Annotated in this window: 26 protein-coding genes; 4 read left to right on the top strand and 22 right to left on the bottom strand. The window is 62.6% G+C overall.

The annotated features are described in order from the left end of the window. Nucleotides 1–46: 46 nt before the first annotated feature. The 4 genes from pilB to AC5P9I_RS04150 form a co-directional block, all read right to left on the bottom strand. Nucleotides 47–1,777, bottom strand: coding sequence for a type IV-A pilus assembly ATPase PilB (gene pilB / locus AC5P9I_RS04165; RefSeq protein ID WP_495217225.1), 1,731 nt, complete (start codon nt 1,775–1,777; stop codon nt 47–49). Nucleotides 1,778–1,826: 49 nt separating this feature from the next. Further along, nucleotides 1,827–4,859, bottom strand: a complete 3,033-nt coding sequence (locus AC5P9I_RS04160) for a fused MFS/spermidine synthase (RefSeq protein WP_130767796.1) — start codon at nt 4,857–4,859, stop codon at nt 1,827–1,829. Between the two features lie 115 nt (nt 4,860–4,974). After that, nucleotides 4,975–5,400, bottom strand: coding sequence for a pilin (locus AC5P9I_RS04155; RefSeq protein WP_130767795.1), 426 nt, complete (start codon nt 5,398–5,400; stop codon nt 4,975–4,977). 125 nt (nt 5,401–5,525) lie between these two features. After that, entirely contained in the window at nt 5,526–5,954 is a 429-nt protein-coding gene (locus AC5P9I_RS04150) for a pilin (protein WP_130767794.1), read from the bottom strand. Between the two features lie 351 nt (nt 5,955–6,305). Here AC5P9I_RS04150 and AC5P9I_RS04145 point away from each other — a divergent pair, with 351 nt between their 5' ends. From AC5P9I_RS04145 to coaE, 3 genes are read left to right on the top strand one after another with little or no spacing between them, the layout of a single operon-like run. Then, nucleotides 6,306–7,565, top strand: a complete 1,260-nt coding sequence (locus AC5P9I_RS04145; RefSeq protein WP_130767793.1) for a type II secretion system F family protein — start codon at nt 6,306–6,308, stop codon at nt 7,563–7,565. Between the two features lie 8 nt (nt 7,566–7,573). After that, entirely contained in the window at nt 7,574–8,437 is an 864-nt protein-coding gene (locus AC5P9I_RS04140) for a prepilin peptidase (RefSeq protein WP_049416956.1), read from the top strand. Nucleotides 8,438–8,448: 11 nt separating this feature from the next. Next, a complete protein-coding gene (gene coaE / locus AC5P9I_RS04135; RefSeq protein ID WP_130767792.1) occupies nt 8,449–9,060 on the top strand; it encodes a dephospho-CoA kinase in 612 nt (203 codons plus the stop codon). 58 nt (nt 9,061–9,118) lie between these two features. Here the strand turns inward: coaE and AC5P9I_RS04130 are convergent, their stop codons facing one another. The 8 genes from AC5P9I_RS04130 to AC5P9I_RS04095 form a co-directional block, all read right to left on the bottom strand. Further along, a complete protein-coding gene (locus AC5P9I_RS04130; RefSeq protein WP_049442671.1) occupies nt 9,119–9,505 on the bottom strand; it encodes a hypothetical protein in 387 nt (128 codons plus the stop codon). Between the two features lie 492 nt (nt 9,506–9,997). Further along, nucleotides 9,998–11,368 (bottom strand): sensor histidine kinase, encoded by a 1,371-nt coding sequence (locus AC5P9I_RS04125; RefSeq protein ID WP_049466038.1) that lies wholly within the window; start codon nt 11,366–11,368, stop codon nt 9,998–10,000. Beyond that, the gene (locus AC5P9I_RS04120) at nt 11,331–12,008 is read right to left on the bottom strand and encodes a response regulator transcription factor (protein WP_005410804.1); all 678 of its coding nucleotides are present in this window, start codon (nt 12,006–12,008) and stop codon (nt 11,331–11,333) included. The genes AC5P9I_RS04125 and AC5P9I_RS04120 overlap by 38 nt, the downstream gene beginning before the upstream one ends. A gap of 162 nt (nt 12,009–12,170) precedes the next feature. Beyond that, nucleotides 12,171–12,632 (bottom strand): hypothetical protein, encoded by a 462-nt coding sequence (locus AC5P9I_RS04115; protein ID WP_049466036.1) that lies wholly within the window; start codon nt 12,630–12,632, stop codon nt 12,171–12,173. A 115-nt stretch (nt 12,633–12,747) separates the two neighbouring features. Then, complete coding sequence (locus AC5P9I_RS04110) at nt 12,748–13,218, bottom strand: hypothetical protein (RefSeq protein ID WP_049466034.1); 471 nt, start codon at nt 13,216–13,218, stop codon at nt 12,748–12,750. A 97-nt stretch (nt 13,219–13,315) separates the two neighbouring features. Then, nucleotides 13,316–13,795, bottom strand: a complete 480-nt coding sequence (locus tag AC5P9I_RS04105; RefSeq protein WP_049466032.1) for a hypothetical protein — start codon at nt 13,793–13,795, stop codon at nt 13,316–13,318. 258 nt (nt 13,796–14,053) lie between these two features. Beyond that, a complete protein-coding gene (gene rimK / locus AC5P9I_RS04100; RefSeq protein ID WP_005418651.1) occupies nt 14,054–14,932 on the bottom strand; it encodes a 30S ribosomal protein S6--L-glutamate ligase in 879 nt (292 codons plus the stop codon). A gap of 97 nt (nt 14,933–15,029) precedes the next feature. After that, the gene (locus AC5P9I_RS04095; protein WP_049466030.1) at nt 15,030–15,272 is read right to left on the bottom strand and encodes a hypothetical protein; all 243 of its coding nucleotides are present in this window, start codon (nt 15,270–15,272) and stop codon (nt 15,030–15,032) included. A 146-nt stretch (nt 15,273–15,418) separates the two neighbouring features. On the opposite strand from AC5P9I_RS04095, the gene AC5P9I_RS04090 reads away from it, so the two are divergent. Beyond that, nucleotides 15,419–15,922 carry a hypothetical protein gene (locus AC5P9I_RS04090; RefSeq protein WP_130767791.1) on the top strand — a complete coding sequence of 168 codons (504 nt, stop codon included), beginning with the start codon at nt 15,419–15,421 and terminating at the stop codon, nt 15,920–15,922. A 235-nt stretch (nt 15,923–16,157) separates the two neighbouring features. Here the strand turns inward: AC5P9I_RS04090 and AC5P9I_RS04085 are convergent, their stop codons facing one another. From AC5P9I_RS04085 to yfdX1, 10 genes are all read right to left on the bottom strand, one after another. After that, entirely contained in the window at nt 16,158–17,066 is a 909-nt protein-coding gene (locus tag AC5P9I_RS04085; protein WP_003141085.1) for a LysR family transcriptional regulator, read from the bottom strand. A 232-nt stretch (nt 17,067–17,298) separates the two neighbouring features. Next, nucleotides 17,299–18,450, bottom strand: coding sequence for a S1C family serine protease (locus tag AC5P9I_RS04080; RefSeq protein ID WP_012761372.1), 1,152 nt, complete (start codon nt 18,448–18,450; stop codon nt 17,299–17,301). Between the two features lie 24 nt (nt 18,451–18,474). After that, entirely contained in the window at nt 18,475–19,440 is a 966-nt protein-coding gene (locus AC5P9I_RS04075; RefSeq protein WP_012761373.1) for a zinc metalloprotease HtpX, read from the bottom strand. After that, complete coding sequence (gene psiE-GI, locus AC5P9I_RS04070; protein WP_012761374.1) at nt 19,418–19,915, bottom strand: heat resistance protein PsiE-GI; 498 nt, start codon at nt 19,913–19,915, stop codon at nt 19,418–19,420. The genes AC5P9I_RS04075 and psiE-GI overlap by 23 nt, the downstream gene beginning before the upstream one ends. After that, entirely contained in the window at nt 19,912–21,627 is a 1,716-nt protein-coding gene (gene kefB-GI, locus AC5P9I_RS04065; protein WP_329953856.1) for a heat resistance system K+/H+ antiporter KefB-GI, read from the bottom strand. Before kefB-GI ends, psiE-GI begins: the two co-directional genes overlap by 4 nt. Nucleotides 21,628–21,630: 3 nt before the next feature. Beyond that, nucleotides 21,631–22,071 carry a heat resistance system thioredoxin Trx-GI gene (gene trx-GI / locus AC5P9I_RS04060; protein WP_012761376.1) on the bottom strand — a complete coding sequence of 147 codons (441 nt, stop codon included), beginning with the start codon at nt 22,069–22,071 and terminating at the stop codon, nt 21,631–21,633. Next, nucleotides 22,061–23,206, bottom strand: coding sequence for a hypothetical protein (locus AC5P9I_RS04055; protein WP_329953855.1), 1,146 nt, complete (start codon nt 23,204–23,206; stop codon nt 22,061–22,063). Before AC5P9I_RS04055 ends, trx-GI begins: the two co-directional genes overlap by 11 nt. Nucleotides 23,207–23,285: 79 nt before the next feature. Next, nucleotides 23,286–23,897, bottom strand: a complete 612-nt coding sequence (gene hdeD-GI, locus AC5P9I_RS04050) for a heat resistance membrane protein HdeD-GI (RefSeq protein ID WP_495217224.1) — start codon at nt 23,895–23,897, stop codon at nt 23,286–23,288. Between the two features lie 96 nt (nt 23,898–23,993). After that, on the bottom strand, nt 23,994–24,881 hold the full coding sequence (gene yfdX2 / locus AC5P9I_RS04045; protein ID WP_023657743.1) for a heat resistance protein YfdX2: 888 nt from the start codon (nt 24,879–24,881) through the stop codon (nt 23,994–23,996). A 102-nt stretch (nt 24,882–24,983) separates the two neighbouring features. Continuing rightward, the gene (gene yfdX1, locus AC5P9I_RS04040; RefSeq protein ID WP_329953853.1) at nt 24,984–25,898 is read right to left on the bottom strand and encodes a heat resistance protein YfdX1; all 915 of its coding nucleotides are present in this window, start codon (nt 25,896–25,898) and stop codon (nt 24,984–24,986) included. Nucleotides 25,899–25,907: the final 9 nt, after the last annotated feature.

Genomic DNA, 25,907 nt, shown 5'->3' with positions numbered 1-25,907 from the left:
CGGCAACCTCATGCATCGCGTCATCCACGCATGGCGTGGATCGACCTCAATCCTTGGTAACGCGGTTGATCTCGGCCAGGCTGGTGATCCCGGCCGCCGCCTTCTTCAACGCCGACTGGCGCAGGTCGTTCACCCCGATCTGCTGCGCGGCCTCGGCAATCTGCAACGCATTGCCACCGGCCAGCACGATCGTGGCGATCTCGTCGGTCATCGGCATCACCTGGTAGATACCGTTACGGCCCTTGTAGCCCTCGGTGCATTCGTCACAGCCGACCGCCTCGTACAGCTCGATACCCGCATCCAGCTGCGCCTGGGTGAAGCCTTCAGCCAGCAGCGCATGCTCGGGCAGGTTGGACGGGCGCTTGCAGTTGTTGCACAGCCGGCGCGCCAGGCGCTGGGCGATCACCAGGGTCACCGAGCTGGTGATGTTGTACGGCGCAATGCCCATGTTCATCAGGCGCGCGATGGTCTGCGGCGCATCGTTGGTATGCAGCGTGGACAGCACCATGTGGCCGGTCTGGGCGGCCTTGATCGCGATCTCGGCCGTCTCCAGGTCGCGGATTTCGCCGACCATGATGATGTCCGGATCCTGTCGCAGGAACGAGCGCAGTGCCGCGGCGAAGGTCATGCCGCGCTTGTTGTTCTGCTGCACCTGGTTGACGCCGGGCAAGCGGATTTCCACCGGGTCTTCGGCGGTGGAGATGTTGCGCGTCTCGTCGTTGAGGATGCCCAGCGCGGTATACAGCGACACAGTCTTGCCCGAACCGGTCGGGCCGGTCACCAGCACCATGCCATAGGGCTTGTGGATGGCGTCCAGAAACAGCTTCTGCTGGTCCGGCTCGTACCCCAGCTTGTCGATGCCCAGCTTGGCCGCGCTGCCGTCCAGGATACGCAGCACCACCTTCTCGCCGAACAGGGTCGGAAGGGTGCTCACGCGGAAGTCGATCTGCTTGGTCTTGGACAGGTTGAGCTTGATGCGTCCGTCCTGCGGCACTCGCTTCTCGGCGATGTCCAGCTGCGCCATCACCTTCAGGCGTGCGGCGATGCGCTGGTTCAGCTTCACCGGCGCGCGCGCGACCATCTTCAGCAGGCCATCGATGCGCAGGCGCACGCGGTAGTCGTCTTCATAGGGCTCGAAGTGGATGTCCGAGGCGCCCTTGCGGATCGCGTCCACCAGCACCTTGTTGACGAACTTCACCACCGGGGTGTCGTCGCCCTTGGCGTCGATGCCGGAGTCGCCGCCCCCGGAAATGTCCTCGTCACCGCCGGACACATCCAGGTTGCCAATGCCATCGTCGTCACCGCCCAGCGCGTCGCCCAGCGTGTCATGGCTGGCATGCCACTGCTCGAGCGTGCGGCGGATCTGGTCTTCATCCACCAGGATCGGCTCCACCACCAGGTTGGTGTGGAACTTGATCTCGTCCAGCGAATGGGTCGGATTGCTGGTGCCCACGAACAGCTTGCCGCCGCGTTTGAACAGCGGCAGCACGTTGTGCTTGCGCAGCAGTTCCTCGCTGACCAGGCTCATTGCGTTCTGGCTGGCGTCGAACGTGGACACGTCGAACAGCGGCATGCCGAACTCGACCGCGTTGGCCGCCGCCAACTGGGCCGCCCCGACCACCTTGTTCTGCGCGAACCAGGTCGGCAGCGGCTGGCGGGCCGCAGCGGCCTTGGCCATGGCGTCGCGGGCAGAAGCCTCGTCCAGGGCGCCATCCTGGACCAGGCGACGGGCCAGGCCGGTGATGCCGACGAGATTGGCGGTGGTTACGGCGTTCATGCTCTGATCCTTACATCAGCAAAGGGACACGCCCCTGTCGGGCCGCAGGTTACCCCTGCTCCCGTGTCCCTACAACCGACAATTGCGGTTTGCGATCCGCACCCAGGGACGCAAGACGCGCCAGCAACTGCAACGTGGGATGTCGAGCAATTACTGCGGGCAAGCGCCTGGTGTAGGTGGCGTGAAGAGACTGCGCGAGCTCTGCCTGCTGGGTTGCCATGGCTGAGAAATACATACTCCCTAACACGTAGTAACTGGCAATTCCGCTGCTCAGCACCTCAGCTGCCCCCTCGCCTTCCAGGATCTGCTGACCGATATTCAGGACAGCCTGGTGATCGTCCTTGGAAGTTGCCGCGACGAGAGCAAGCGCATCTCTCACCTCCCTCGCTGAAGTGCCGCAGCCTATCCAACTGGGCGACTGCCAAAGGTCGACCTGCTCGCCCGAGGACATGAATGGCACGGTCTCCATCGCAAGCGAGTAAATCATGTCCGCCGTTCCAACGGGATTTTCGTCCAGCGTGCAGGACTTCGCACGTGATCGCAGTGTCTCGGCAATCAGAGCATCTTGGTAAGCTACGGAAGAATCCAGGCCGATCTTTCCATCCACCAATGCCAAGCGCAGCTCCCGCGCCGCTAGATTCTTGGCAGTCACACGCAGAGGCAACCCACCTCCACTAGCCTGTTCGTCACGAGCATCCCGACGCCCATGCCCGGACAAGAATTGCGTGATCGGCCAAGGGGCAGTGCTAACGGCATCGAACTCGATAACCTCCGCATTCTTAAATCTGGCCTCGGGGGCGCGCAACTGCAACAGTGGGAAGTAATCCGAGTTGGCGCGAGCAGGATACTGCTGCGTGAACGCGACCAGACCGCGTCGATCCATGACGAAGCTCTCCTGCAAATCCCGGAGTGTTCTCACACCGACTCGAGCCAGATCGTCTCTCACTGACGCGCTACGAAACGCGCTGGACGATAGCTTGGGAACATCGCCCTTCGGCGACGCAACGAGAATCAGATCGCTGTCGTTGGCAAGATACGCGTGCACATCAGCAAAGTTCACCAGCATTCCTGTAATGACGGAACTAACCAATGCTGGGTCTATTTCATACAACTGAAGCCACTGAACGAACAGTCCATCTTTGTTCAGTTGCCCCGGCACGAACGCATAGAATTCCGTACTGAACAGTGAGGCGGTCCCTCCCATCCACGGATTCGATGGCTCAGATACGATGAGATCGTACTTCGCAGGCGAAGCAGAAAAGTAGGCCTTCGCATCGTCGATAACAATGTTCGAGCGGGGATCATCGTAAGCACGTGCAACCTTGACGCCGAAATGACGGGCTGCCTCGACCATCGCCGGTTCGATTTCAACCGTATCCACTCGGCCAATGGCAGAGCTGCCCAAAAGCGTATGGGTGGTCATGCCGGAACCAAACCCAATGACCCCGACATGCGAATACTCTGCACGCAACGACAGGGGCAACGCCGCCAACAGCACCATCGTTGACTCGTCCGTCGAGGGCGGATCAGATGGTCGAACCGTCAACCCCGCATCGACCTTGCCGTTAGTGGAAATAGAGCGCGATATTGCACCATCACCATGACGAGGAGCTTCATAGACAGCCACCGTAGCGGTCTTGCCATCCTTGGAATAAATGACTTTGGAGCCCGCAGCCAGCGAGGGGCGGCCGTGCCGATAAACGGAGGAATTGAGCATCAGCGGATCAAAGTGCACAAACATCAGGGCGCAGCCAATCCCCGCAGTAGACAGCCCCGCCGCCCATGCAAGATCCCTGACCTGACCGACCGTAGAACTCGCGTAGCGCCTCAGCAGAAGCAGGCCCAGCAGCAGATCAATAGCCGCAGCCACTGCCAAGGCTAGCTTCAGACCCAGCCCTGGCAGGAGTACATGAACGGCGAAAAGAATGCCTACGATGGCACCCAGCGTATTGAAGGCGTAAACCTGTCCAATGGCACGCTCGCCATGCCCTTGCCTCAATAGCGCGAGAGTCAGCAGGGGAAGCGTCATGCCCGCAAAGAAGGCTGCCGGGAACATCACCAGCAGCGAAATGATTCCACTGGCAACGTTGTAGAGCCCATAGCCTTCGCTGCCGCGCACAATTACCCGCATCAGCCAACCGACCCACTCGAACGATTGGGCGTAGACAAACATGGATGCCAGTGCCGCCAAGCCCATCCACACCTGGACCCAACCTGCAGTGCGCAGGGGTGATTCAAGGCGGTCGGCGCGTGACCGGAGCCAGAGGCCGCCCATGGCGATACCCGCAATGAACGCCGCAAGCATCAACTCGAACGCATGGATCGTGGTGCCTAATGCCAACGATAGCATTCGGACCCAGGTGATCTCGTACACAAATGAAGAAGCACCAGTCAGCGCCGCCACAATCAACACAAATATCGGCAGATGCCGAGAGCTACTCGCCTTCGAGCCCTCCCCGACCGCAACCGCCGCCCCCGCCGATTCCGACTTAGTGAGCGGGTAAATGAAAATGGCGATCGCGATGTTGAGCAGCCCCGCGGTCATAATTGCACCGGGCAGACCAATACGCGGCAGAAGCAGATATGTAGCCACCAGCGCACCGGCGGCAGCACCAATGCTGTTGGAGAAGTACAGGCCGGAAAGAACTTCCCCCTCGGCGTTCTCTTTGATACGAATGAATCCTGCACTCATCAAAGGGAATGTCGCGCCCAGCAGCACGCACTGCGGCAAGACCAAGGCCGTGGCCAAGCCCCACCGCACGAGGCTGACGCCATCCCCACCCAATCCTGGGAATACACTGGTGTACGCCCATCGCGTCAGCGCGCCATAAGCCGGGTCGAACGCAAGACCGAGTACGCCGATTATCAGCTCAACTGCCGCATAAGCCAGCAGAGGTTGGGCAAGCAGCTCGCTGCGTTGGCTGACCAGCCATGCTCCGCAGGCCATGCCCCCCATGAAGAGAAGCAGGACCAGTGACTGCGCGTAGGACGAATGCCCGAGGAATAGCCCGAGATAATGCGTCCAGATCGATTGGTAGATCAGCCCCGAGAAACCAGACAACACAAAAAGCCACAACAACAACGCACCACTAGGCAATGACGAAGATCTCAAGCCGTTCTCCCCACGAAATCATTAGACACAGATCGCCCGCATCCCCACCGGCGTCCGGCCACAGCTTAGCAGTTAGCCATTGCAATCAGCGGCAAGCTTTCGGCAGGTATTGCTTGGGAACCGTTGTTCCGGCGCCATTGCAACTCCAGCGAGTGGCACCCTGCGCAGTCCAGTCAGGTACCCATTGCAACACCGAAGACTTGATCGCACTGTTTGCAGCAGGACCAGCATAGACCACTGTGATTACGCCCCCGGAACCCACAGTCATCGACGACACATAGCGACCACCTCCAGCAGCTGTTCGACTCATGTCCGCGTCAGATGAGGGAGGTGACCCCGTCGCCCACTGATACTCGGCGACGGCCACTTTCAGATCACCAGCGAGGGCCATTCCCTCCGCCACCTGGGCGCGGACAAGGTAGATCTGATAAGCAGGAACGGCGATGGCCGCCAAGATTGCGATAATTGCTACTACGATCATCAACTCGATCAACGTAAAGCCTCGTTGCATGACGTATCCCCCTATCACGACTGAACGGTCAACGTAGATCCGCAGATTACATGCGACCCTAAAATAACAAGGCCCGGCATTGCCGGGCCTTGTTTGCCACTTGGCCGTATCCGGCAAGCGCTAAATCAGCGGCAAGCCTTCGGCAGGTACTTTGCAGCAACCTTGGTGCCATCGCCGGCGCAAGCCCACGAGATGGAGCCATTGTTGTCGGTGCCGGTCAGGGTCAGCGAACCGCCCGCAATCTTGGAGTTAGCGTCGTTACCGAAGGTAGCGGTGATGACGTTGTTCTTGACTTCAACGCCGGTCACATACTTGCCCTTGATGTTGGCCTTGGCCTCCAGACCAGCAGCGGCATTGTCCGCCGGGAATGCGCCGGTGTTGGAGTAGGTCTCGGCTACTGCAGACTTGGCACCGGAGGTCAGGGTCAGACCTTCGGACACCTGCGAACGGATCAGGTAGTCCTGGTAAGCCGGCAGGGCGATGGCGGCCAGGATGGCGATGATCGCAACGACGATCATCAGTTCGATAAGGGTGAAGCCCTTCTGGTTCTTCATTTGGTACATCCCCAAGATAGTGGTGGTTGATTTCAGAGCACAGGATCGGTCTGGCCGACGGCCAGCTGAGCGGGTCCTGCCCCCTGCGGGTGGATCAACGCAGGTTGCGTGCCAACCCCGGCACGCCTCCCCCTGGATTTCCCCGCGCCCATGATGGCAGCTATTTCACGGATGGGAACCCCCCCGATGCGAATCTGCGATGGACGCAGCAATGTGACGCAGTGTGTCACCTTTGGTCAGTGGCCGACACGAATTCACACGCTCCAGCGGGCAACCGCTGCCCAGACGCCCCCGAACCGGATACCATCGCCTCAGAATGCCCGTCTGGGGATGACGGGCCGGGGAGACAACATGTCAGTCAGTCGTAGTGCTATGAAGAAGGACCCGGTGGCTCGCTCCACCATGGAACTGCAGCCGTTTGTCTGGGAGGGGACCGACAAGCGGGGGATCAAGATGAAGGGCGAACAGTTGGCGAAGAATGCCAACCTGCTGCGCGCCGAACTCCGCCGCCAAGGAATCACCCCTGGCCAAGTCAAGGCCAAGCCCAAACCGCTGTTTGGGGCAGCAGGCAAGGCGGTAGGAGCCAAGGACGTGGCGTTCTTCAGTCGCCAGATGGCCACAATGATGAAGTCCGGCGTGCCGATTGTCGCGGCGCTGGAGATCATTGGGAGCGGGCATAAGAACCCGCGCATGAAGAAGATGGTCGACAACATCCGCACCGACATCGAAGGCGGATCTTCTCTTTACGAGGCCATCAGCAAGCATCCTGTGCAGTTCGACGAACTCTATCGAAATTTGGTGCGCGCGGGCGAAGGTGCTGGTGTGCTTGAGACTGTGCTTGACACCATCGCCAACTATAAAGAGAACATTGAAGCCCTGAAGGGCAAAATCAAGAAGGCACTGTTCTATCCCGCCATGGTGGTAGTGGTCGCCTTGCTGGTCAGCACCATCATGCTGATCTTTGTCGTTCCGCAGTTTGAAGAAGTCTTCAAGGGCTTCGGCGCTGAGCTGCCAGCATTCACTCAGATGATCGTGACCGCCTCGCGTTTCATGGTTTCGTGGTGGTGGCTGATGGCGATCGTGCTGATTGGGTCAGGCGTTGCGCTGTTCATGAGCTATAACCGCTCTCCAAAGATGCAGCACACATTCGACAGGCTGATTCTGAAAGTGCCTGTGATCGGCGAGATCATGAATAACAGCGCCATCGCCCGATTTGCTCGTACAACTGCGGTCACCTTTAGGGCCGGTGTGCCGTTGGTGGAAGCGCTGGGTATCGTTGCAGGCGCGACCGGCAACAAGGTCTATGAGGAAGCCGTCCTGCGCATGCGCGATGATGTATCGGTCGGCTATCCGGTCAACATGGCCATGAAGCAGCAGAACCTGTTCCCCCATATGGTCATCCAGATGACCGGCATCGGTGAAGAAGCTGGCGCCTTGGATGCCATGCTGTTCAAGGTTGCCGAGTACTATGAACAGGAGGTCAACAATGCCGTGGATGCGCTAAGCAGCCTGCTCGAACCGATGATCATGATCTTCATCGGTATCGTCGTTGGCGGTATGGTCATCGGCATGTACCTGCCCATCTTCAAACTCGGCGCCGTCGTCGGCTAAAGGTATCAATGGCATTTCTCGACCAGCATCCCGGCCTCGGCTACCCCGCCGCGGCCGCCCTGGGACTGCTGCTGGGCAGTTTCCTCAACGTCGTCATCCTGCGCCTGCCCAAGCGGCTGGAGTGGCAGTGGAAGCGCGATGCGCGCGAGGTCCTGGAAGAACCGGACTTCTACGAGCCCCCGCCACCGGGGATCGTGGTCGAGCCCTCGCACTGCCCGCACTGCAAGCACAAGCTGAGCTGGTACGAGAACATCCCGCTGTTCAGCTGGATCATCCAGGGCGGCAAGTGCCGCCATTGCAAGGCGCCGATCTCGCTGCAGTACCCGCTGGTCGAGGCCCTGACCTCGGTGCTGGTGCTGGCCTGCGTCTGGCAGTTCGGCTTCGGCTGGCAGGGCTTCGGCGCCATCGTGCTGACCTGCTTCCTGATCGCCTTGTCCGGCATCGACCTGCGCACCCAGCTGCTGCCCGACCAGTTGACCCTGCCACTGATGTGGCTGGGCCTGATAGGCAACATCGACAACCTGTACATGCCGGCCAAGCCTGCCTTGGTCGGCGCGGCGGTGGGCTATCTGTCGCTGTGGATGGTCTGGTGGCTGTTCAAGCAGTTGACCGGCAAGGAAGGCATGGGCCACGGCGATTTCAAGCTGCTGGCCGCCCTCGGCGCGTGGTGCGGGCTGAAGGGCATCCTGCCGATCATCCTGCTGTCGTCGGTGCTGGGCGCCATCATCGGTTCGATCTGGCTGTACACCCGGGGCCGTGACCGCGCCACGCCGATCCCGTTCGGCCCCTACCTGGCCATCGCGGGCTGGCTGTACTTCATGTGGGGCGCGCCCGTGGTGGAGCAGTACCTGGTGATGAGCGGACTGCGCTGAGGGGAATCCCCATGAGCCGGTATGTGGTTGGCCTGACCGGCGGCATTGCCGCCGGCAAGAGCGAGGTGACCCGGCGCTTCGAGGCGCTGGGCATCGTGGTGGCCGACGCCGACCTGGCCGCCCGCGCGGTGGTCGCTGCCGGCAGCCCCGCCCTGGGCCGTATCGCCGAGCGCTTCGGCGCCGGCATGCTGCAGGCGGATGGTAGCCTGGACCGGGCGCGCCTGCGTGCCCATGTATTCGCCGACCCGACCGAACGGGCCGAGCTGGAAGCGATCACCCACCCGGCCATTCGCCTGCTGATGCAACAGCAGTGCGTGCAGGCCACCAGTCCCTATGCGATTGCCGCCATCCCGCTGCTGACCGAGGTCGGTGGGCGGCAGGCCTACCCGTGGCTGGACCGGGTATTGCTGGTGGATGCGCCCGAAGCGGTGCAGCACGCCCGGCTGATGCAGCGCGACGGCATCGACGCCGCGCTGGCCAACAAGATGATCGCCGCCCAGGCCAGCCGCGCGCAGCGGTTGGCGCTGGCCGATGATGTGGTGGTCAACGATGGCCACCCGGAAGACCTGCAGGCGCAGGTGGAAGCGCTGCATGAGCGCTATCTGGGGTTGGCTGGGGGTTGAGGCCTGGTTGCCGGCCAGCGGCCGGCACTACCGAAGCGCATCCACGCATGGCGTGGATCTACTCCAGCTGCAGGCGGGCGTAGCGGGCCAGTTCGCGGGCGCCGAGCAGCAGGCCGTCGACGACATCCGGACTGAGCTGCTGGTGGGCGCCGCCCTGTTCGCGGGCGGCTTCGGCGGCGTGCAGCACCTGCATGAGTGCATTCAAGCCGGCCAGGGTGCGGCTGAGGCCGGCCATGGTGGCCGCCTGGGCAGGGCTGAGGCCCTGTGCTTCCAATCGCCGCCCGTCGGCTGCGTCGCGGCCATCCATGCGGGCCAGCAGCGCGGGCAGCAGGTCCTTCGGATCGTCGAGCAGGGTTTCGATGCGCTCGGCGACGTCGGCCGGCAGCAGGTCAGCGGCTTCGCCGATCAGGGCATGCAGTTGGGGGAACAAGGGGCGTGCGGACATGGTGAATCTCCTCGCAGACGACGAGCCACCTGCGGATGCGAGGTGGCGGACGGTGCGGGTTGGCGTACCGGAGACCCAACAACTCAAGCGCGAGGAAAAAGACTCCAGCGGATTCTGATGAATCCCCACGCACCATCCGCCGAAACAAGGCAGGCGGTGCATTGTCCATGATGAGCCGCAGCCCACCCGGAGCGCTTGAGTTGAAGGTTTTTTTCAGGACGCCAATCCCGGCCAGGGCACCTGCCCCGGCCGACCCATCTGGCCATCACGTAGCGCTGTGATCTGTAAGGAAATTCTCAAGCCGCAGTTGGGGGTACGAATGCGTGCATGCGGACACGCGCGCTACGTGGCAACGGTCACGGTGATGTCGTGTTGGGCTTCTGGTCCATCACGCCTGCGAAGTTAATTCGATGGCACTAGCGACACAGGGCGCGTTGTGAGGTCGGCAGGATTCGTGCCGACCAAGGTCGGCACCCACCCAAGCAGGCGCCCTTACAACGGCTTCGGCGAGAACGTCAGCGTGGCGATCACGCCGCGCTCGCCACCGGGGCGCACGCTGACCTGCCAGCCATACAGATCGCACAGGCGGCTGACGATCGACAGGCCGATGCCACCGCCCTGTGAATGACCGGCGTGCGTACCGCGATAGCCGCGCTGGAACAGCTTGGCGGCGTCCTCTTCGCTCAGGCCCGGGCCGCTGTCGGTCACCGACACCGAATTGCTGCCGACAAAGACGCGCACCTCGCCATCCTGCGAGTATTTCACCGCGTTGCCGATCAGGTTGCCCAGCGCAACCGACAAGGCCGCCTCCGGCGCATCGATCACCAGGTTGCGCTCGCCTTCCAGTACCAGCTCCAGCGGCTTGCCGCCCAGCTGTGCGCGGTGCGCATCCAGCAGCTGTTCGGCCACGCGGGCGACGTTGCTGGTGCCCTGCCCGCGTTCGTTGCGCGACAGCAGCAGCAGCGCGCCGATCAGGTCGCTGCACTGCTGTTCGGCACGCTGGATGCGCTGCAGACGCTGCAGCACCTTCTCATCCAGGCCGGGTCGGGTCAGCAGCAGCTCGGTGGCGCCACGGATCACCGCCAGCGGCGTGCGCAGCTCGTGGCTGACGTCGGCATTGAACTCACGGTCACGCTGCACCACTTCGGTCAGCCGCGACGAATAGTCATCCAGCGCCTGCGCCAGCTGCCCCACTTCGTCATCGGGGAAACGCGGCGCCAGCGGCTCGGGCTCGCTGGTGCCGCCGCGATAGGCGCGCAACCGCGCGGCCAGGTCCGAGACCGGCTTCATCACCTTCGATGCCGACCACCAGCCCAGCACCAGCGACAGCAGGCTGAACACCAGCACCGACAGCACCAGCGCGCGGTTGAGCTGCTGCCCACCGCGCACGCTGTCGGTCATGTCGTAGGCCAGGAACGCCCAGGCGTCGGGTGTTTTGCGCACGGCCAGCTTGTACGCATAAGGTTGCCCGCGCTCGTCCACGCCAGAGATGTTGTGATTGCCATCGGGCAGCGCGGCCCAATCCGGCTCTTCTTCGCGCAACGCCTCGAACTTGTCAGGCTTGACCAGGCGCGCACGCATCTGCTGCACGGGCAGGTCGGGGTTGCGGTCGGGGCTCTCGTAGAACCGCCGCACGTACTCGTTGATGTTGCGGTTCATCACATCTTCGACCAGCTGGTTTTCCACGCGCATGCGGGCCCAGTTGGTGGCGAACGCGAACAGTGTCGTCAGGCAGAAGCCCAACAACACGAACGAGACGATGATGCGGCTGCGCAGGCGCCGCCGATACGGCGAACGCCGGCGCTCCCCCTTGGTTGCCACGGAATCAGGCTTCCGGGGTGGCGATGCGGTATCCGATGCCATGGCGGGTCTGGATCAGCGGCACTTCAAACGGCTTGTCGACCACTGCACGCAGGCCGTGGATGTGGACGCGCAGCGAATCCGAGTCGGGCAGCTCTTCGCCCCAGACGCGGGTCTCCAGCTCCTGGCGGGTGACCACGGCCGGCGCGGCTTCCATCAGGGCCTGCAGGATCTTCAGCGCGGTCGGGTTGAGCTGCAGCAGCTTGCCCTGGCGACGCACCTCCAGCGTGTCCAGGTTGTATTCCAGGTCGCCGGTTTCCAGCACGCGGGTCTGCACGCCCTTGCCGCGGCGCGACAGCGCGTTCAAGCGCACTTCCACTTCCTGCAGCGCGAACGGCTTGATCAGGTAGTCATCGGCACCGGAATCGAAACCGGCCAGCTTGTTGTCCAGCGAGTCGCGGGCGGTCAACATCAGTACCGGGGTCTGCTTGCGCGCTTCGTTGCGCAGCTTGCGGCACACTTCGATGCCATCCATGCCCGGCAGGTTCAGGTCCAGCACGATGGCGTCGAACTCGTGGACCACGGCCAGATGCAGGCCGGTCACGCCGTCGGCGGCGAAGTCCACGGTGTGGCCACGATCCTCAAGGTAGTCGCCAAGGTTGGCGGCGATGTCGCTGTTGTCTTCGATTACGAGAATGCGCACTGGGACCTCTGGTTCTTGAAGGGTCGTCGGGGGGCCAGGCCCACCCGCTCAGGATGCCCCTGTGCGGGTGGACGCGACGTCTACCTGCTGAACGATACAGGTTCCATTCTTAACATTTCGTACCGACGGGGCGACACCGGGCGAGGCCCCTGCGGCGGCGGGTCAGCGGCTGATGCGCTGCTGGTCGGTCAACGCCTGGCGGCTGTCTTCCTGGGCCTTGCGACGCTGGGCCACGGTCAGGCAGACACTGGTCGGCATGTTGCTGCCGGTGAGGCGCTCGCGACGGCAGATCATGCGGCTGTCGGCCTGGGCACGGGTCATGATGGTATTGACGATCTCCTGCTCGTTGAACAGGTCGTTGCGCTCCTGCGCCGCCAGCTCATCCACCTTCTCGCGGCCATTCATCTTGATCCGGATCCGGTTCAGCGCCTGCTGCACGCGACTCTTGTCCTCCAGCCCGATTTCACTGTAGTCCTCGCTGCCCATGGCCGTTTCGACGCGGCGGATCTGCTCGGACACCGGGGTGAAGGAATCCATCTGCACGGTGTCCTTCTGCGCCTTGGCCTGCACGGTGGCCACCAGGCCGAGCGACAGCATCAGGGCGAGCGTAGTGTTGCGGTACATGACGAGCTCCATGTTCGTCCATGAATAGGGTCTCGACTTTACGGTTCCGCCGATGCGTCCACAAGGGACGCACGGCAGGGTGACCGATGGCCGCGCGCGGCCCGCGCGACAGTGCTCAGGGCTTGTAGTTGTTGAAGCGCTGGCCGTCGTTGAGCGCCTTGCGGCTGTCTTCCTCCGCCTTGCGGCGCTGGGCCACGGTCAGGCAGACGCTCTGCGGCATGTTGCTGCCGGTGGTGCGCTCGCGACGGCAGACCATGCGGCTGTCGGCGTGGGCGCGGGTCATGATCGTGTTGATCACTTCCTGGTCGTTGAAGATCTGGGTGCGGTCCTGCGGGCTGACCTGTTCGATGCGTTCGTGGTCGCCCATCTTGATCTTGATGCGGCCCAGCGCCTGCTGCACGCGGCTCTTGTCTTCCAGCCCGATCTCGCTGTAGTCCTCGCTGTTGATGGCCGCCTCAACGCTGCGGATCTGTTCGGCCACCGGTGCATTGGCGTCGAACTTCACCTGTGCCTTCTCGGGCTTGGCGTGGGCGGTGGTGGCCAGTGCCAGCCCCAGCATCAGGGCGACGGGAATCATGCGCTGCATCGTTACCTCCAGGTTCTTCCATGAGTGGAAATCGATCCTGCGCTATCGCCGATGCGCCGTCACGGCACGGTCGGCGAGACCACAGGCCCGTGCGCGCTCAACGCCCGGCGGGCGGTGGGCTGAGCATGTTGTAGCTGCGCTGGTCGTTGATCAGCGCCTTGCCCTTCTCCTCGATCCGGCGCCGTTCGGCCACGGTCAGACAGCGGCTCCTGGGCATGTTGCTGCCGGTGGTGCGTTCGTACTTGCAGATCTGCCGGCTGTCTTCGTGGCCGCGCGCCAACAGGGTGTTGATGCGTTCCTGCTCGTTGAAGACCTCGGCCTGCAGCTGCGGCGGCAGTTCCTGCACGGTCTGGCGCTCGCCCAGGTGCTGGCGGATGCGCGACAGCGACTGCTGCACCTGGCCGCGATCCTCGGCAGACAGTTCGGCATAGTCGGGGGCAGCCAGGGCGGTTTCCACCTGCCGCATCTGTTCGGCGACCGAGCCCTGCCGGTCCATCTGTACAGCAGCTTTCTCCGGCTTGGCGGCAACAGCGCCAGACAGGCCCAGCAGCAACGCGATCGTCATGATGCGGTACATCGCCAACCTCCCGATCCATCCCGGAACGAAGGGCCAACTCTACGACCGTCACGCGGCCTCCACAAGAGACCTTGGGCACGGGGCCGACCGACATAAAAAAGGCCCAGGCGGTGCACCCGCCTGGGCCTGAAGTCGTATCCCGATACCGATCCTGCTGAGAGGCAGAGCTGCGGTTTGCTGAAGCATACGCCGGGGTCGATTAAAGCCTCGTTAAAGCCGCGGATCATTTACCCATGAGAATCACAACCCCATGAATAATCAGGGCTTTTTGATCTTCTCTACGTGCTCGATGATCCGCGTGGCCACGTCGACCCCGCAGGCCGCTTCGATGCCCTCCAGCCCGGGCGTGGAGTTGACCTCCAGCACCAGCGGGCCGCGCGCGGAGCGGATCAGGTCCACGCCGCAGACCGACAGGCCCAGTGCCTTGGCCGAGCGCACCGCCACCTGCTGCTCGGCACGGCTGGCCTTGGCCGCCACGGCGGTGCCGCCGGCGTGCAGATTGGAGCGGAAGTCGCCCTCCGGTGCCTGCCGCTGCATCGACGCCACCACCTGGTCGCCGACCACGAAGCAGCGCAGGTCGGCCCCCTTGGCCTCGCCGATGAATTCCTGCATCAGGAAGTTGGCGTACAGACCGCGCAGGGCCTCGACGATGCCGCGCGAGGCACTGGCCTTTTCGGTCAGGATCACGCCGCGCCCCTGGGTGCCTTCATTGAGCTTCACCACATGGGGTGGCGGACCGAGCATGGACAGCAGGTCGACGGTGTCATCAGGGTTGTCGCCGAACACGGTGACCGGCATGTCGATGCCCTTGGCCGCCAGCAGCTGGTGCGCGCGCAGCTTGTCGCGCGAACGCAGGATGGCGTCGGACGGGTTGGGCGTGCGCGCGCCCATCAGTTCGAACTGGCGCAGCACGGCGGTGCCGTAGCGGGTGATGGAGGCACCGATGCGCGGGATGACCATGTCCACGCCGGTCATCGGCCGGCCCTTGTAGTGCATGGAAAAGCCATCGGCGGCGATGCGCATGTAGCAGCGCAACGGGTCCAGGATGCGCACGGTGTGGCCCCGCGCGCGTGCCGCCTCGACCAGCCGACGGGTGGAATACAGAGAGCTGTTGCGGGACAGGATGGCGAGCTTCATCGCAGTGGGATCGGTCGGCAGGCGCGCAGCATAGCGCGGGCGTGTGGCGGGCGGATGATGCCCGTCGCCGACGATCACCAACGTTGTGGATGAAGCGTCAGCTGTCCCGTCCAGCGCTGGCCTGGAAGCCGTGGGCCGCTTCGCCCAATGCCGCCACGCAGGCCATCTGCAGGGCGGAATTACTGAACGCCTGCTGGTAGATCTGCTCGATCAGTTGCGCGGCCTTGGGGCCGCCTGCACGCCCGAGCGCGCGCACCGCCTCAAGCTGCTTGTTCGAGCCGACGCCGGCGGAAAGAAAGATTCTGTGGATGCGCTCGACGACGTCGTCCCGGCAGTTCATGGAAGGCAGCTCCTGATCAATATCCGCGCACGCTAGTCGGTCAGTGCCGGCCTGCCCATGGGAAAAGTTTGAAGCGTTACGCGCCACCGCCGCAGCACTTCTAGGAGTTCTACGAAAATGTCGCTTTCGGCTGGAAGCGAGCAAGCGTGCCGATCACCATGGAAGCCCGCCCCAGAACGGAAATTCCGATGTCGAAAATGGAGCAACTCGCACAGAAGCTGCAGCAGTCCGCACATGCGGAACAGGCCCGGGCCATCGCGGTCGAAAAACAGTACCAGGACTGGATCCAGTCGCTGCATGTGCTGTTCGACACCATCGAGCTGTGGCTGCAACCGTTGGTGCAGGCACAGGTGGCCACGCTGCGCCGGGACACGGTCACCATCACCGAGAATCCGTCATCCGGGGAACTGAAAACCTACGCGGCCCCCGCACTGACCCTGAGCGTCAATGGCAAGGCCGCCGCGATCAAGCCTCTGGCCCGCTTCTGCTTTGGCTGCCAGGGACGGGTGGATATTCTGGCCCGGGACAACCAGTGGCACCTGACACGGCACTTGGAGCCGGACGAGGTCTGGTACCTGCACACGCATGATCGCGCCCAGGGACGCGTGCTGGACGCGGACGCGTTGGCCGCGGTGTTCGCGGCGTACTGAGGCAGTCTGGAGGAACCCGCGCGGCGGAATGCGGCGCGGTCATGAAGGATGGAGCGGGCGATGGGAACATCATCGTGTTCCCAACTCGTTGATTGATAACGAGTTTTCCGCACTCGGCGAACCGAGATGGACATAATTATGGACTGAAAACCACGCTTGGTCAACGCGCGCTCCGAGCAAGTCCAGTGCGAGCCATGGACAGCCAGCAGTAGCCAATGTACCCGAGCGCTCAACGTCACGAGGCCGGTTCATCTCCCTTTGGCAGGAACTCCTCGCGGGCGCGCTGCAGAAACCGCTTCATGGGCTCAGAGGGTTCGGCGCTGCGGCGCAGCAGGTAGGTAGACAGCATGGGCGGCGTGCCGGCCAAGGGGCGAACGGTTATGTCGGGGCGGTTCAGGGTCTGCACCTGCGAGGCAATGGCGAAACCTAGGCCATAACCGGCACCGACCAGAGTCAGCATCACGCCTAGGCTCGTCACCTGATCTACCAGCTTGAGCGGCTTGGACGCACCTTGAAGCACCGCCTGGATCTGGTGGTGGCAGCCCGATCCCGCGTCCGGATGGCACAGTACCAACGGAAACTTCAAGGCTTCATCCAATGGCACTTCCGCGTGCGCCAACAAGGGGTGGCGCACGGGCACGATCACCGACAGAGGATCGGTCCACACGGGCTCGGCGACAAGGCCTTCGCTCACCGCGTCCGACAGCGCAAAGCCGATGTCCAGCAGATCGTTGTGCAGGCCCTTGAGCTGCTGCGCGAAAGGCAGCTCGAAGACGCGAATCTCCAGTTCGGGCTCTTCCTCGCGGCTGCGCGCCAGCAAGGTGGCAATGTGGGGCTGCGCCAAGCTGTCGCAGATGGCGATGCGCAGATAACCCTGATAGCCCTGCGCCGCCGCCTTTGCGGCACTCACCGCCTGCTCCACGGTGGCCAGCACACGCCGGCACTCACCGAGGAACACTTGACCGGCCCAGGTCAGTCGCGTCTGGTGCGCGCTGCGGTCGAACAACTGCACGCCGAGCGTGGCTTCGAGATTGCGCATTGCGCGCGACACAGGCGATTGTTCTACGCCAAGGCGCTCGGCCGCTCGCGCGAAATGCAGTTCTTCCGCGACCGCAACGAAATAGCGCAGTAGTCTGAGTTCCAATGCGGCCTCCTGTTTGCCTCGTTCCTGGCCTGCGTCCACCTCATGCGGATTGCGCCTCGCTTTCTCCTTCGATGATTGGCAAGAGGTTCCGGCGTTGCATGCTTGCCTATTCGGATAGGCAGATCGCATCCGAAAATTACGGAGGTTGAGGCGGAACGCTACCTGGCCGAAGACCTGAGAACCTCAATCACCGCGACGCTGCACTACCGCCTGATCCACAGGTTCAGTTCAATCAATTCCCGGGTTGCAGCTCCACACGCACCTCGCGCGATTTGCCGGCCCGTTCCACTGACAAGACCACCACATCGCCGACCTTCCTGTCGTCTAGCCGCGCGAGCAGCTTGGCCACATCGTCCGTCGCCTTGCCATCAACATCGATGATGCGGTCGCCCGGCACGATGCCTTGCGGCGTGACTTCGACACCCGCGAGGCCGGCCTTGTGCGCTGCCGAACCAGGGGTAACACGCAACACGAACACGCCCTTGCTTCCGGTCAGTGCAAGCAGACGCTGATTGAGCTGTTCGTCCACCTCAATGCCCAGCGCCGGACGGATGTACTTACCGGTCTTGATGAGTTGCGGGACTACGCGCATGACGGTGTCCACCGGCACGGCGAAACCAATCCCGGCCGAGGCGCCGGAGGGGCTATAGATCGCCGTGTTGATGCCGATGAGCCTTCCTGCCGAATCGAGCAGCGGCCCACCGGAGTTGCCAGGGTTGATGGCGGCGTCGGTCTGGATCAGGTGATCGATGGCCGGGCCGCCCGCTTCTCCGGGTAACGAGCGGTCGAGCGCGGAGACGATGCCGGTGGTGAGCGTCCAGTCCAGGCCGAAGGGGTTGCCGATAGCGAACACCTTCTGACCCACCTTGAGGTCGGCACTGGTGCCGACCGGCACGGCCGGCGGGCGCTTGAAACCGACGCCAATCTTGAGCACGGCGATGTCGTGCGCTGGGCTCGTCCCCACCAGCGCGGCCTGGTAGTCGCGGCCATCGGCGAGTTTGACCGTGGCTTCAGAAGCACCCTGGATGACGTGGAAGTTGGTGACGACGTGGCCGGCATCGTCCCAGATAAAGCCCGAACCGGTGCCGCGCGGCATGGAAAAGACATTGCGAGTCCAGACGTCGCGCACCAGCTGCGCGGTGGTGATGTAGACCACCGAAGCGCGCGATTCTTCGAACAGTTCGATGGTGGCTTTCTCGTCCGCCGCCAGATCGCCACGCGCCGTCACGGTGCGATCTGCCGCCTCGCGCGGACTGAACCAGGCCTCGATGGCGGGCAGGAACTGCCACAGCAGCATGAGCGTGGCAATACAGGCGGTGATGAAGAGCCAGCGCCGGATGAAGGGGTCCGGTGCGGGGCGTGGGTACGGGTCGGGGTAGGCCATGAGAAGTCTCCTGTTGATAGGCAATCAGCGCCACAGCCCGCTCGGGTGCCAGCGCGGCGGGCGCGGCGTCACAGCGGATTCCGGCAAGAAATGGGGCGCGTGGAATGGCAACGCTGATGCTGGCCCAGGCGCCAACGTCAGCAGGCGTGCGATACGCTCTTGCGTTGCCGGATGCGTGCGCAAGCAGGAGGGCTCGGGATTGCCCCATCCCGGCCACAGCCAGGCACGCCAGGAGCGGCTGACCCGCTCGATTTTCGCCAGCGCGGACGCCAGCCCCTGCGGGTCGCCCGTCAGTTCCGCCGCGAGGCGGTCAGCGTCGAACTCACGCACGCGAGACAAGCCGAGCTGTGCGAGCAGGGCCAGCTGGGGCGATGCGGCCAATAACAATAGACCAGGCCAATAGACCTCCGCCGCGCCAACCAGCAGCGCGGGCAGGTTGAGCAGGATCGCGATTTGTCCCATGAGGGCCAGCAGGCTCGTGAGGCGACTGACGGAATCCGCCAGCCTCATGACGCGCAGATCCTCATTGGTGATGTGCGCGATCTCGTGCGCGAGCACACCCGCCAGCTCGCGTGGGCTCAGGCTGCGCAGCAGGCCATCGGTGAGGGCGATCGATGCCTCCTGCTTCGATCCGGTGGCGAAGGCGTTGACGACGGCACTGGGCACATAGTGCGGCACCGGCGTGGCGGGCAAACCGGCACGGGCGGGCAGCTCGCGCAACAGGGCCCACATCTCGTGGGCTTCTTGCGGGTGCAAGGCCCGTACGCGGTACAGGCGCAAGCTCAGCGCCGACGCGGCTACCGGTTCCAGCAGCAACGCACCTGCAACGGCAAACAGCGCGAGCCACAGGCCGCCTTCCCCAAACGGCAGTCTCCCTGCTGCGGCTGCGATCCCGACCAGGGTCAGGACCAACAGCCCGGTCTGCAGGCGGTTGAGCCAGCGGTGTTGCAACAGCGCCGTGCGCGGATCACTGGGATGATGACGGGTCATGCTCAGAGGTCTCGGCGGCGCGGTCGCCGCGCTTGCGCAGCAGCCAGTAGGTCGCACCCAGAGCCAGCGTGGCGCCTGCCAGCGCGGCTATCTTTGCGGGGCTCGCCTCGGGGTCAAGGATCACGAACTTGCGCGCCAGCGCGATCAGACCGATGAGGATCACGGTCTTGACCTGGATGATGCTGTCCCGACGCAGCGCCACGCGCACAATGGAATGCTTGAACTCCATCGCGATCAAGAGCGTCATGATCATGCCGAACACACTCTGGAATACCTTGTGATCCAGGGGATTGAAGGCATCGAGGACCAGCAGCGTGAAGACGATGGCGATGAGCTGGAACAGCGACACCACGATGATGACGGCAATTACCGCCGACAGAACGAGGGCGACGACCTGCTCGAAGCGCTCGTATAAACTCATGATGGCCCATTGGTCACGGAAGACCTGAAATGGATTGCGGCCTGTTGACTTCATGCAGATGGACTCCCTGCGACATTGCCGCTGTCGAGACGGCGGCGCATCGCACTGATGTGTCCTTCAATCAGCTCGGTCGACATGCCAAGCGTCGACATCACCTGTTCCGCCAGCCCAATAGCTGCGGCAAAGGATTGCTGATACACGCGCACGTTGGGCATGGCGCGAAATGCATCGGCCGCGGTCGTACTTCTGCATGACACCCACAAGGTCAGCGCCGGACGGCGCTCGGCAATCGCCTGGGCGATGCGCAACGCTTGCTGGGCATGGGCGAACGTCAGCACCACCATGTGCGCATGCGTCAAGCCGGCAGCCAGCAAGGTATCGGGCCGACTGGCATCGCCATGGAACACCGGCGCGCCGGCGGCACGCGCGGCCTCGACCTTCTGCGCGTCCGCCTCCAGCAGCAGATGCGCCACGCCGGCGTGGCGAAGAATCTCGCTGACTGTCAGGCCAAGCTCGCCCGCGCCGCAAACGATGACATGGTCTCGATATCGCGCCGTCTGCGCGGCGATCTCGACTTCTTCAGCCTGGGGTGGCTGAATGACGCCGCCGGTGCGGCTCAAGAACCGGGCAAGTACATCGTGATGGCGGATCAGTAGCGGTGCCAGGGCCATGCTGAGCACCAGCGCAACTAGCATGGGTTGTACGACGGTCGCGGGGATCAGATGCTGCTGCAAGACCATGCCCAACAACAGCAGGGCGAACTCGCCGCCATGCCCCAACGCTATGCCCGTGCGCCAGGCATCGAGGGCGGACAGGCGCGTCGCCCGCAAGGCCAGGGTGTTGAGCCCGATCTTGACCGGTACCAGCACTGCCAGCCACGCGAACACCGCCAGTGGTGCCGAAAGAATCTGCGCTCCGTCCAACTGCAGGCCGATGGTCACGAAGAACACCCCCGACAACACATCGCGAAACGGTTTGAGGTGGCTTTCCATGTGGTGCCGGACGTCGCTCTCGCCCAGCACCATCCCGGCCAGAAACGCGCCCAGGGCGGCGGATACGCCGACGGCGTGCGCAGCGGCGGCGGCAGCCACCACCACGCACAAGGAAACCAGCACGAAGGATTCTTCGTGGCCCTGCCGCGCCACCCAGCCCAGCAGGCCATGCAACAGACGACGGGAGGCGAGGGCCGCTGCCGCGAACAACATCAGCACGCCCAACACTTCGAACAGCACGCTCTCGATCTTCGGCGACTCGCCGCGCGCCCAGATCGCCAGCAAGGCCAACAGGGGCACGCTGGCCAGATCCTGAAAGACCAGCACGGCGATGGCGCTGCGGCCATGGCGTGTGGTGAGTTCACCCTGGTCGGCCAACTGCCGGCTGACCAGCGCCGTGGAAGACATGGCCGCCGCAGCGCCGAGCAGCGCAGCGCTCTGAGCTGGCTGCCCCAACCCCATCAGCATCAGGGTCAGAGGTGCGGCCACAACGACCATCTGCAAACTGCCAGCCACCAGTACGGTCTTGCGAGTGAGCCAAAAGTGCCCGAGGGAGAATTCCAGTCCGACCATGAACAGCAGCAGCGCCACTCCCAGCTCGGACAGAAAATCAAGCGCTTCTCCCGGCGCGATCACGCCGGTGACTGAGGGGCCCAGTAAGGCGCCGGCGGCGAGGTAACCCAGCAAGGCGGGCACTCTGAACGCCGCCGTCGCCACCGCCGCGAGGCTGCATGCCGCCAGCAGGATCAGGGTGGCGCCGAGCAAGTCCTGCATCGGTCAGCGCCCCACCTGTGCAGATGCCCAGCGCACGATGTCCTGCGCGCCCAAGGCGCCGGCCTGACGCCCGATCTCCCGCCCACCCTGGAACAGGGCGAGCGTCGGAATGCTGCGGATGCCGAACTGCGCGGCCAGGTGGGGTTCTGCCTCGGTATTGACCTTGGCCAGCCTGACCCTGGGTTCGAGCTGGCGCGCCGCTTGCTGGAACTGCGGGGCCATCATCTTGCACGGCCCGCACCAAGGTGCCCAGAAATCGACCAACAGTGGCAGGTCGCTGCGCTCCACGTGGCGCGAGAACGTCGCCGTGGTCAACTCGATGGGTTCGCCCGTGAACAAGGGCTGCTGGCAGCGGCCGCAGTTGGGATGTTCCGATAGCTTCGCAGTCGGTACGCGGTTGATGGACTGGCAATGCGGACAGACGAGGTGAAGATCATTCTTCATGGTTCGCCTCCTTGGACCACAGTGAGGCTGCCGCGCTTCGGGTCACAGACAATGCCGACCAATCAACGCCTTGGAGCCAATCGTTCCCGTCTTTGCTTACTCCGGCCTCTTCCAAATGAGCAGCGATGAACGCTTCGGCCTGCATGAGCCACCTTTGGACAGTATCTTCCTGACCAGGAATCAGCAGGATTTCAGAGACGCTGCTGGCATCCAGCCCGTCCACACGGATAAGCAGAAAAATGCGCCGCCACAAACGCGGCATGTCCTTCAGCAGGTCGAATGCAAAAGCGAACTCGCTCGACCGATCAACTAGCTCCTCCTGTTCCGCGATCGTTGCGGCATCGGGATGCTGACTGTCAGCGATGATATCGGCCAGCCTGAGTGTGTCATCGGGCTGATAAAATTCGAAGACTTCCTCTTCCACCATGGCCTCGGCGACGTCCTGGGCATCCGCTTCGACCGGCGCGTCCAGAGAAACGAATTCGCCAAATTGCCGGCTGTTTGCCACTTCGTGATCCAGGACGGCGAACAGATGCTTCAGAAGACCGATGTAAGCCGCTTTTTCTTCCGGCACGGATTGCCATTCCACCTCAGCTCGGACAATCGCTTCATCCACCACGTCGCGCAGCGTCGGATAATCGCGCGGTAAATCGCCGACGGCACGCAGATAAGCCAGCTCACGCCTTGCGACAGCCTCAAGTTTCGACAGTAGAGGCATTCGGGTCGCCTCGGCCTCATGGGCGGCTGACGCGGGTTTTGCGGCAATCCGCACCTTGAGCTCGCGCAAGCGCTCGCGTCGTGCTTTGCGCTTGATTTGATCCTGAGCATGCAGCCGGTCAAAATGCTTCTTGGCCTGACGGAACAACGACTGTGCGAGCATCTGCGCGAGGGGCGTCAGCTCGTCATGTGATGCAGTAACGCTGACAGTCTTTTTGCCGGGCAGGTGCATATAGCCACTGGCCAGAAATTGCCGCTTGGTCTTGTCGCGATCAAGGACGATTTGAAGTCGCACTGAATCTTTAGTGTGTTTGTCGAGCAATGGCTTGAGGGCGTGCTCGATCACATTTCCCAAAGCTCTCTGCCATGGTTCATGAAACTCTTTGTCGACAGCTCGAAAGCTATATTGCATCTGCATGCATGACTCCTTTGATGTCATTCCTATGGAGGCACGAACCGAAAATGCTCATATCCATAGAATTTAGTTTGACCCGCTCTTATCCCTGGCGCGTTTTGCGAAGACGCCAACTCAAGAACAAAAGCGTGACACCATAGACTGCCACATAGAAGCCCAACAGCCAGCCTGCGGCCAGGAATGACTCGACCGGACGGGTAAAAAATATCCACAAGACGATAGCGCCAAGGACAATCGAGAGCAGTCCACTGAAGGCAAGCCAGATTTCACCCTTGATTTCTTGACGCAGCCGAACGGCGGCGGATATCTCCAGCACACCGGTGAAAATCGCCCAGAACCCCACGCTAGCCCATAAAAAAGAAGCCATGACCATCGTGGCGACCCAAGGAGCAACCAGGACGACGACGCCGGTAAGTATGCCGACAATGCCGCTGAACAGCAGCCAGCCCCAGCGCTCTTTTTTCTGGATATGGCGCACCGCTGCAACCAAGTTGAAAGCGCCATTGACCAAGGAAAATGCGCCGAACACTAAGGTCATGGCCAACAGAGCCGATTGTGGCATCCAGAACGCAAGGGCTGCGAAAATCAATGCCAAGACACCGCGCAGCGCAAAAAGCCACCAATTCTGGCTCAGCGAACACAGTGCTTTGGTGGGGTCATCCGCATTGGAATTGGCGATGGTGTCTGTGTTCATGCTATATCTCCTAAAGATCTAATGGGGTGAAAAAGCAAACACTCCTGAGCCAAGAGAGGGGCGCGACGCGCCCCTCTTACGCCCTATCCAGCGGTTTCAGAACAACTTGGACAGCTTTGCCTTGATTTCATCGAGCCAGCCTTTTCCGCCGCCTCCCCCAGCCGTCTTTTGCTTGACTTTCTTGAGTTCAGCATACAGGGGCTCAAAGTCCTTCTTCTTTCCATAACCCAGCAGTTCTGCCATTTCCAACTGCTGCCGCGCTTCGTTCAATAATGTCTCCAGGCGCTCATTGGACGCTTCGCTCCGCTGACCATCTTCTACCAGGGTCTCGGCGCGCTTCAGGAGCAGCCTGGCGCGCAGGGCGGGCAGCGGAAGCACGCTGCGCTCCTCGACCAGCGTGCTGAGCGCTGACTGCAGCGCGGCTTTGGCTTCTTCGATCTTGCCCTGATCGATCAGCGGCACGACTGCCTTCACGGCTGCGGGATAGGACGCCAGAGGGATGTTGGTGACCGTGATCACGATTTCACTGGCCAGCAAAGCCAGCACGTGGCGAGCCTGTTGCACCTCGCCATGTTTGAGGGCGTCCAGCGCCTCGTCGGTCATCGCCTCAATGGTTTCCGTGTTGGCGAACAAGTCGTGCACGATGGTGCGCACATCAACGGGGGCCAGGGCGAGCGTGGGTTCGCGCGCAACGATCAGCTCCAGCTTTCCCGTCACTTCGGCCAGCGTTGCCAATGCGCGTGCAGCGTCCTTGCCGTCAAGTGCGGCCAGCGCAGATTTGGTCAGCGCCAAGGCCGAGACGGCCTCATCGAGGACTTGTTTACGTTTGTCTGCCGCCTGCGAGTCCGTTTCCTTCTGAACCTCAGGCTGTACCTCCGTGACGACTTCAGGCTTGGCCTCTGGACTGACAGGAAGGCTGCTTACCGCGGCCTGTTCGTTTATTTCTTTGGCCGTCGCATTGGGATTCGATGTTTGCTCGTTCATGGTGATATGCCTCGTATGAGTTAGTGAAAATAGGCGAATCTATTGGGGCTGACTGCGAACATCGCGAGACTGACCGACCGAACAGTCAGCCCCTTCATCACCTCAAACCAGCTTTTGGAGGCGCGTCTTCAACTCGTCGAACCATCCCTTGCCGCTTTTGCCACCAGCCGACTTTTGCTCAATGGACTTCACCTGATCGAAGATGGGTTTGAAGTCCGCCTTCTTGCCATAACCCAGGATCTGCGCCAGCTCGATTTCCGTGCGCACGTAGGCCAGCAAGGTTCTGAGCTTCTCGTTCTGCTTGGCATCGCGCCTGTCGGTCTCGGCCAGCTTTTCAGCTATTGCCATCGCGGCTTCAGCCCGTAGCACGGGCAGAGGAATGACGACCGAGGTCACCACCAACGTGTTCAGTGCTCGGGCGAGTGTCGCCTTGGCGTCTTCGATCTTGCCGCTGTCGATGAGCCGTGCGGCCGACTTGATCGCAGCCGGGTACGTTGCCATCGGCAGGTTGTCGGTTTCGATCACGATTTCGCTGGCCAGATTGGCGACGATGGGCCGGGCCTTTTGCACCTCGCCATCCTCCAACAACTCCCGAGACAACTCGACCGCTTTCTTGACCGATTCCACGTTGGCGTGGATGTCATGGGTGATGACGCTTACATCGACGGGCGCCAAAGCAAGTTTTGGCTTACGCGCCAATACCAGTTCCAGCTTTCCGCTGGCCAGTTCCAGCGCAGCGAGCGCCTCCTTGGTCTTCCTTGCATCAAGGAGGATCAATGCCTCATGGGTCTTGGCCAGCGCAGTGATTGCATCTTGGGCGAGTTCGGCGCGCTTTTTCGCGGCTTCCCGGGCGGCCTTGTAATCTACCTGTGGCTGCGCCGCCTTGGATGCGGCAGAGGGTGCTGCAGCACCTGGGCTAGAACGTGCCGCCGATTGGGCCTGAGCCGGTCCGCTCAGTCCGACGACGACCGCCAGGGCAAGTGCGGTGAAGGTTGATTGGGGCTGTTTGATATTCATGATTTTGGG

It is taken from the genome of Stenotrophomonas sp. YJH_SMC_29 (genome assembly GCF_059371235.1).
Note: the sequence above shows the minus strand (reverse complement) of the source record. Positions and strands in the feature narration are given on the sequence as shown.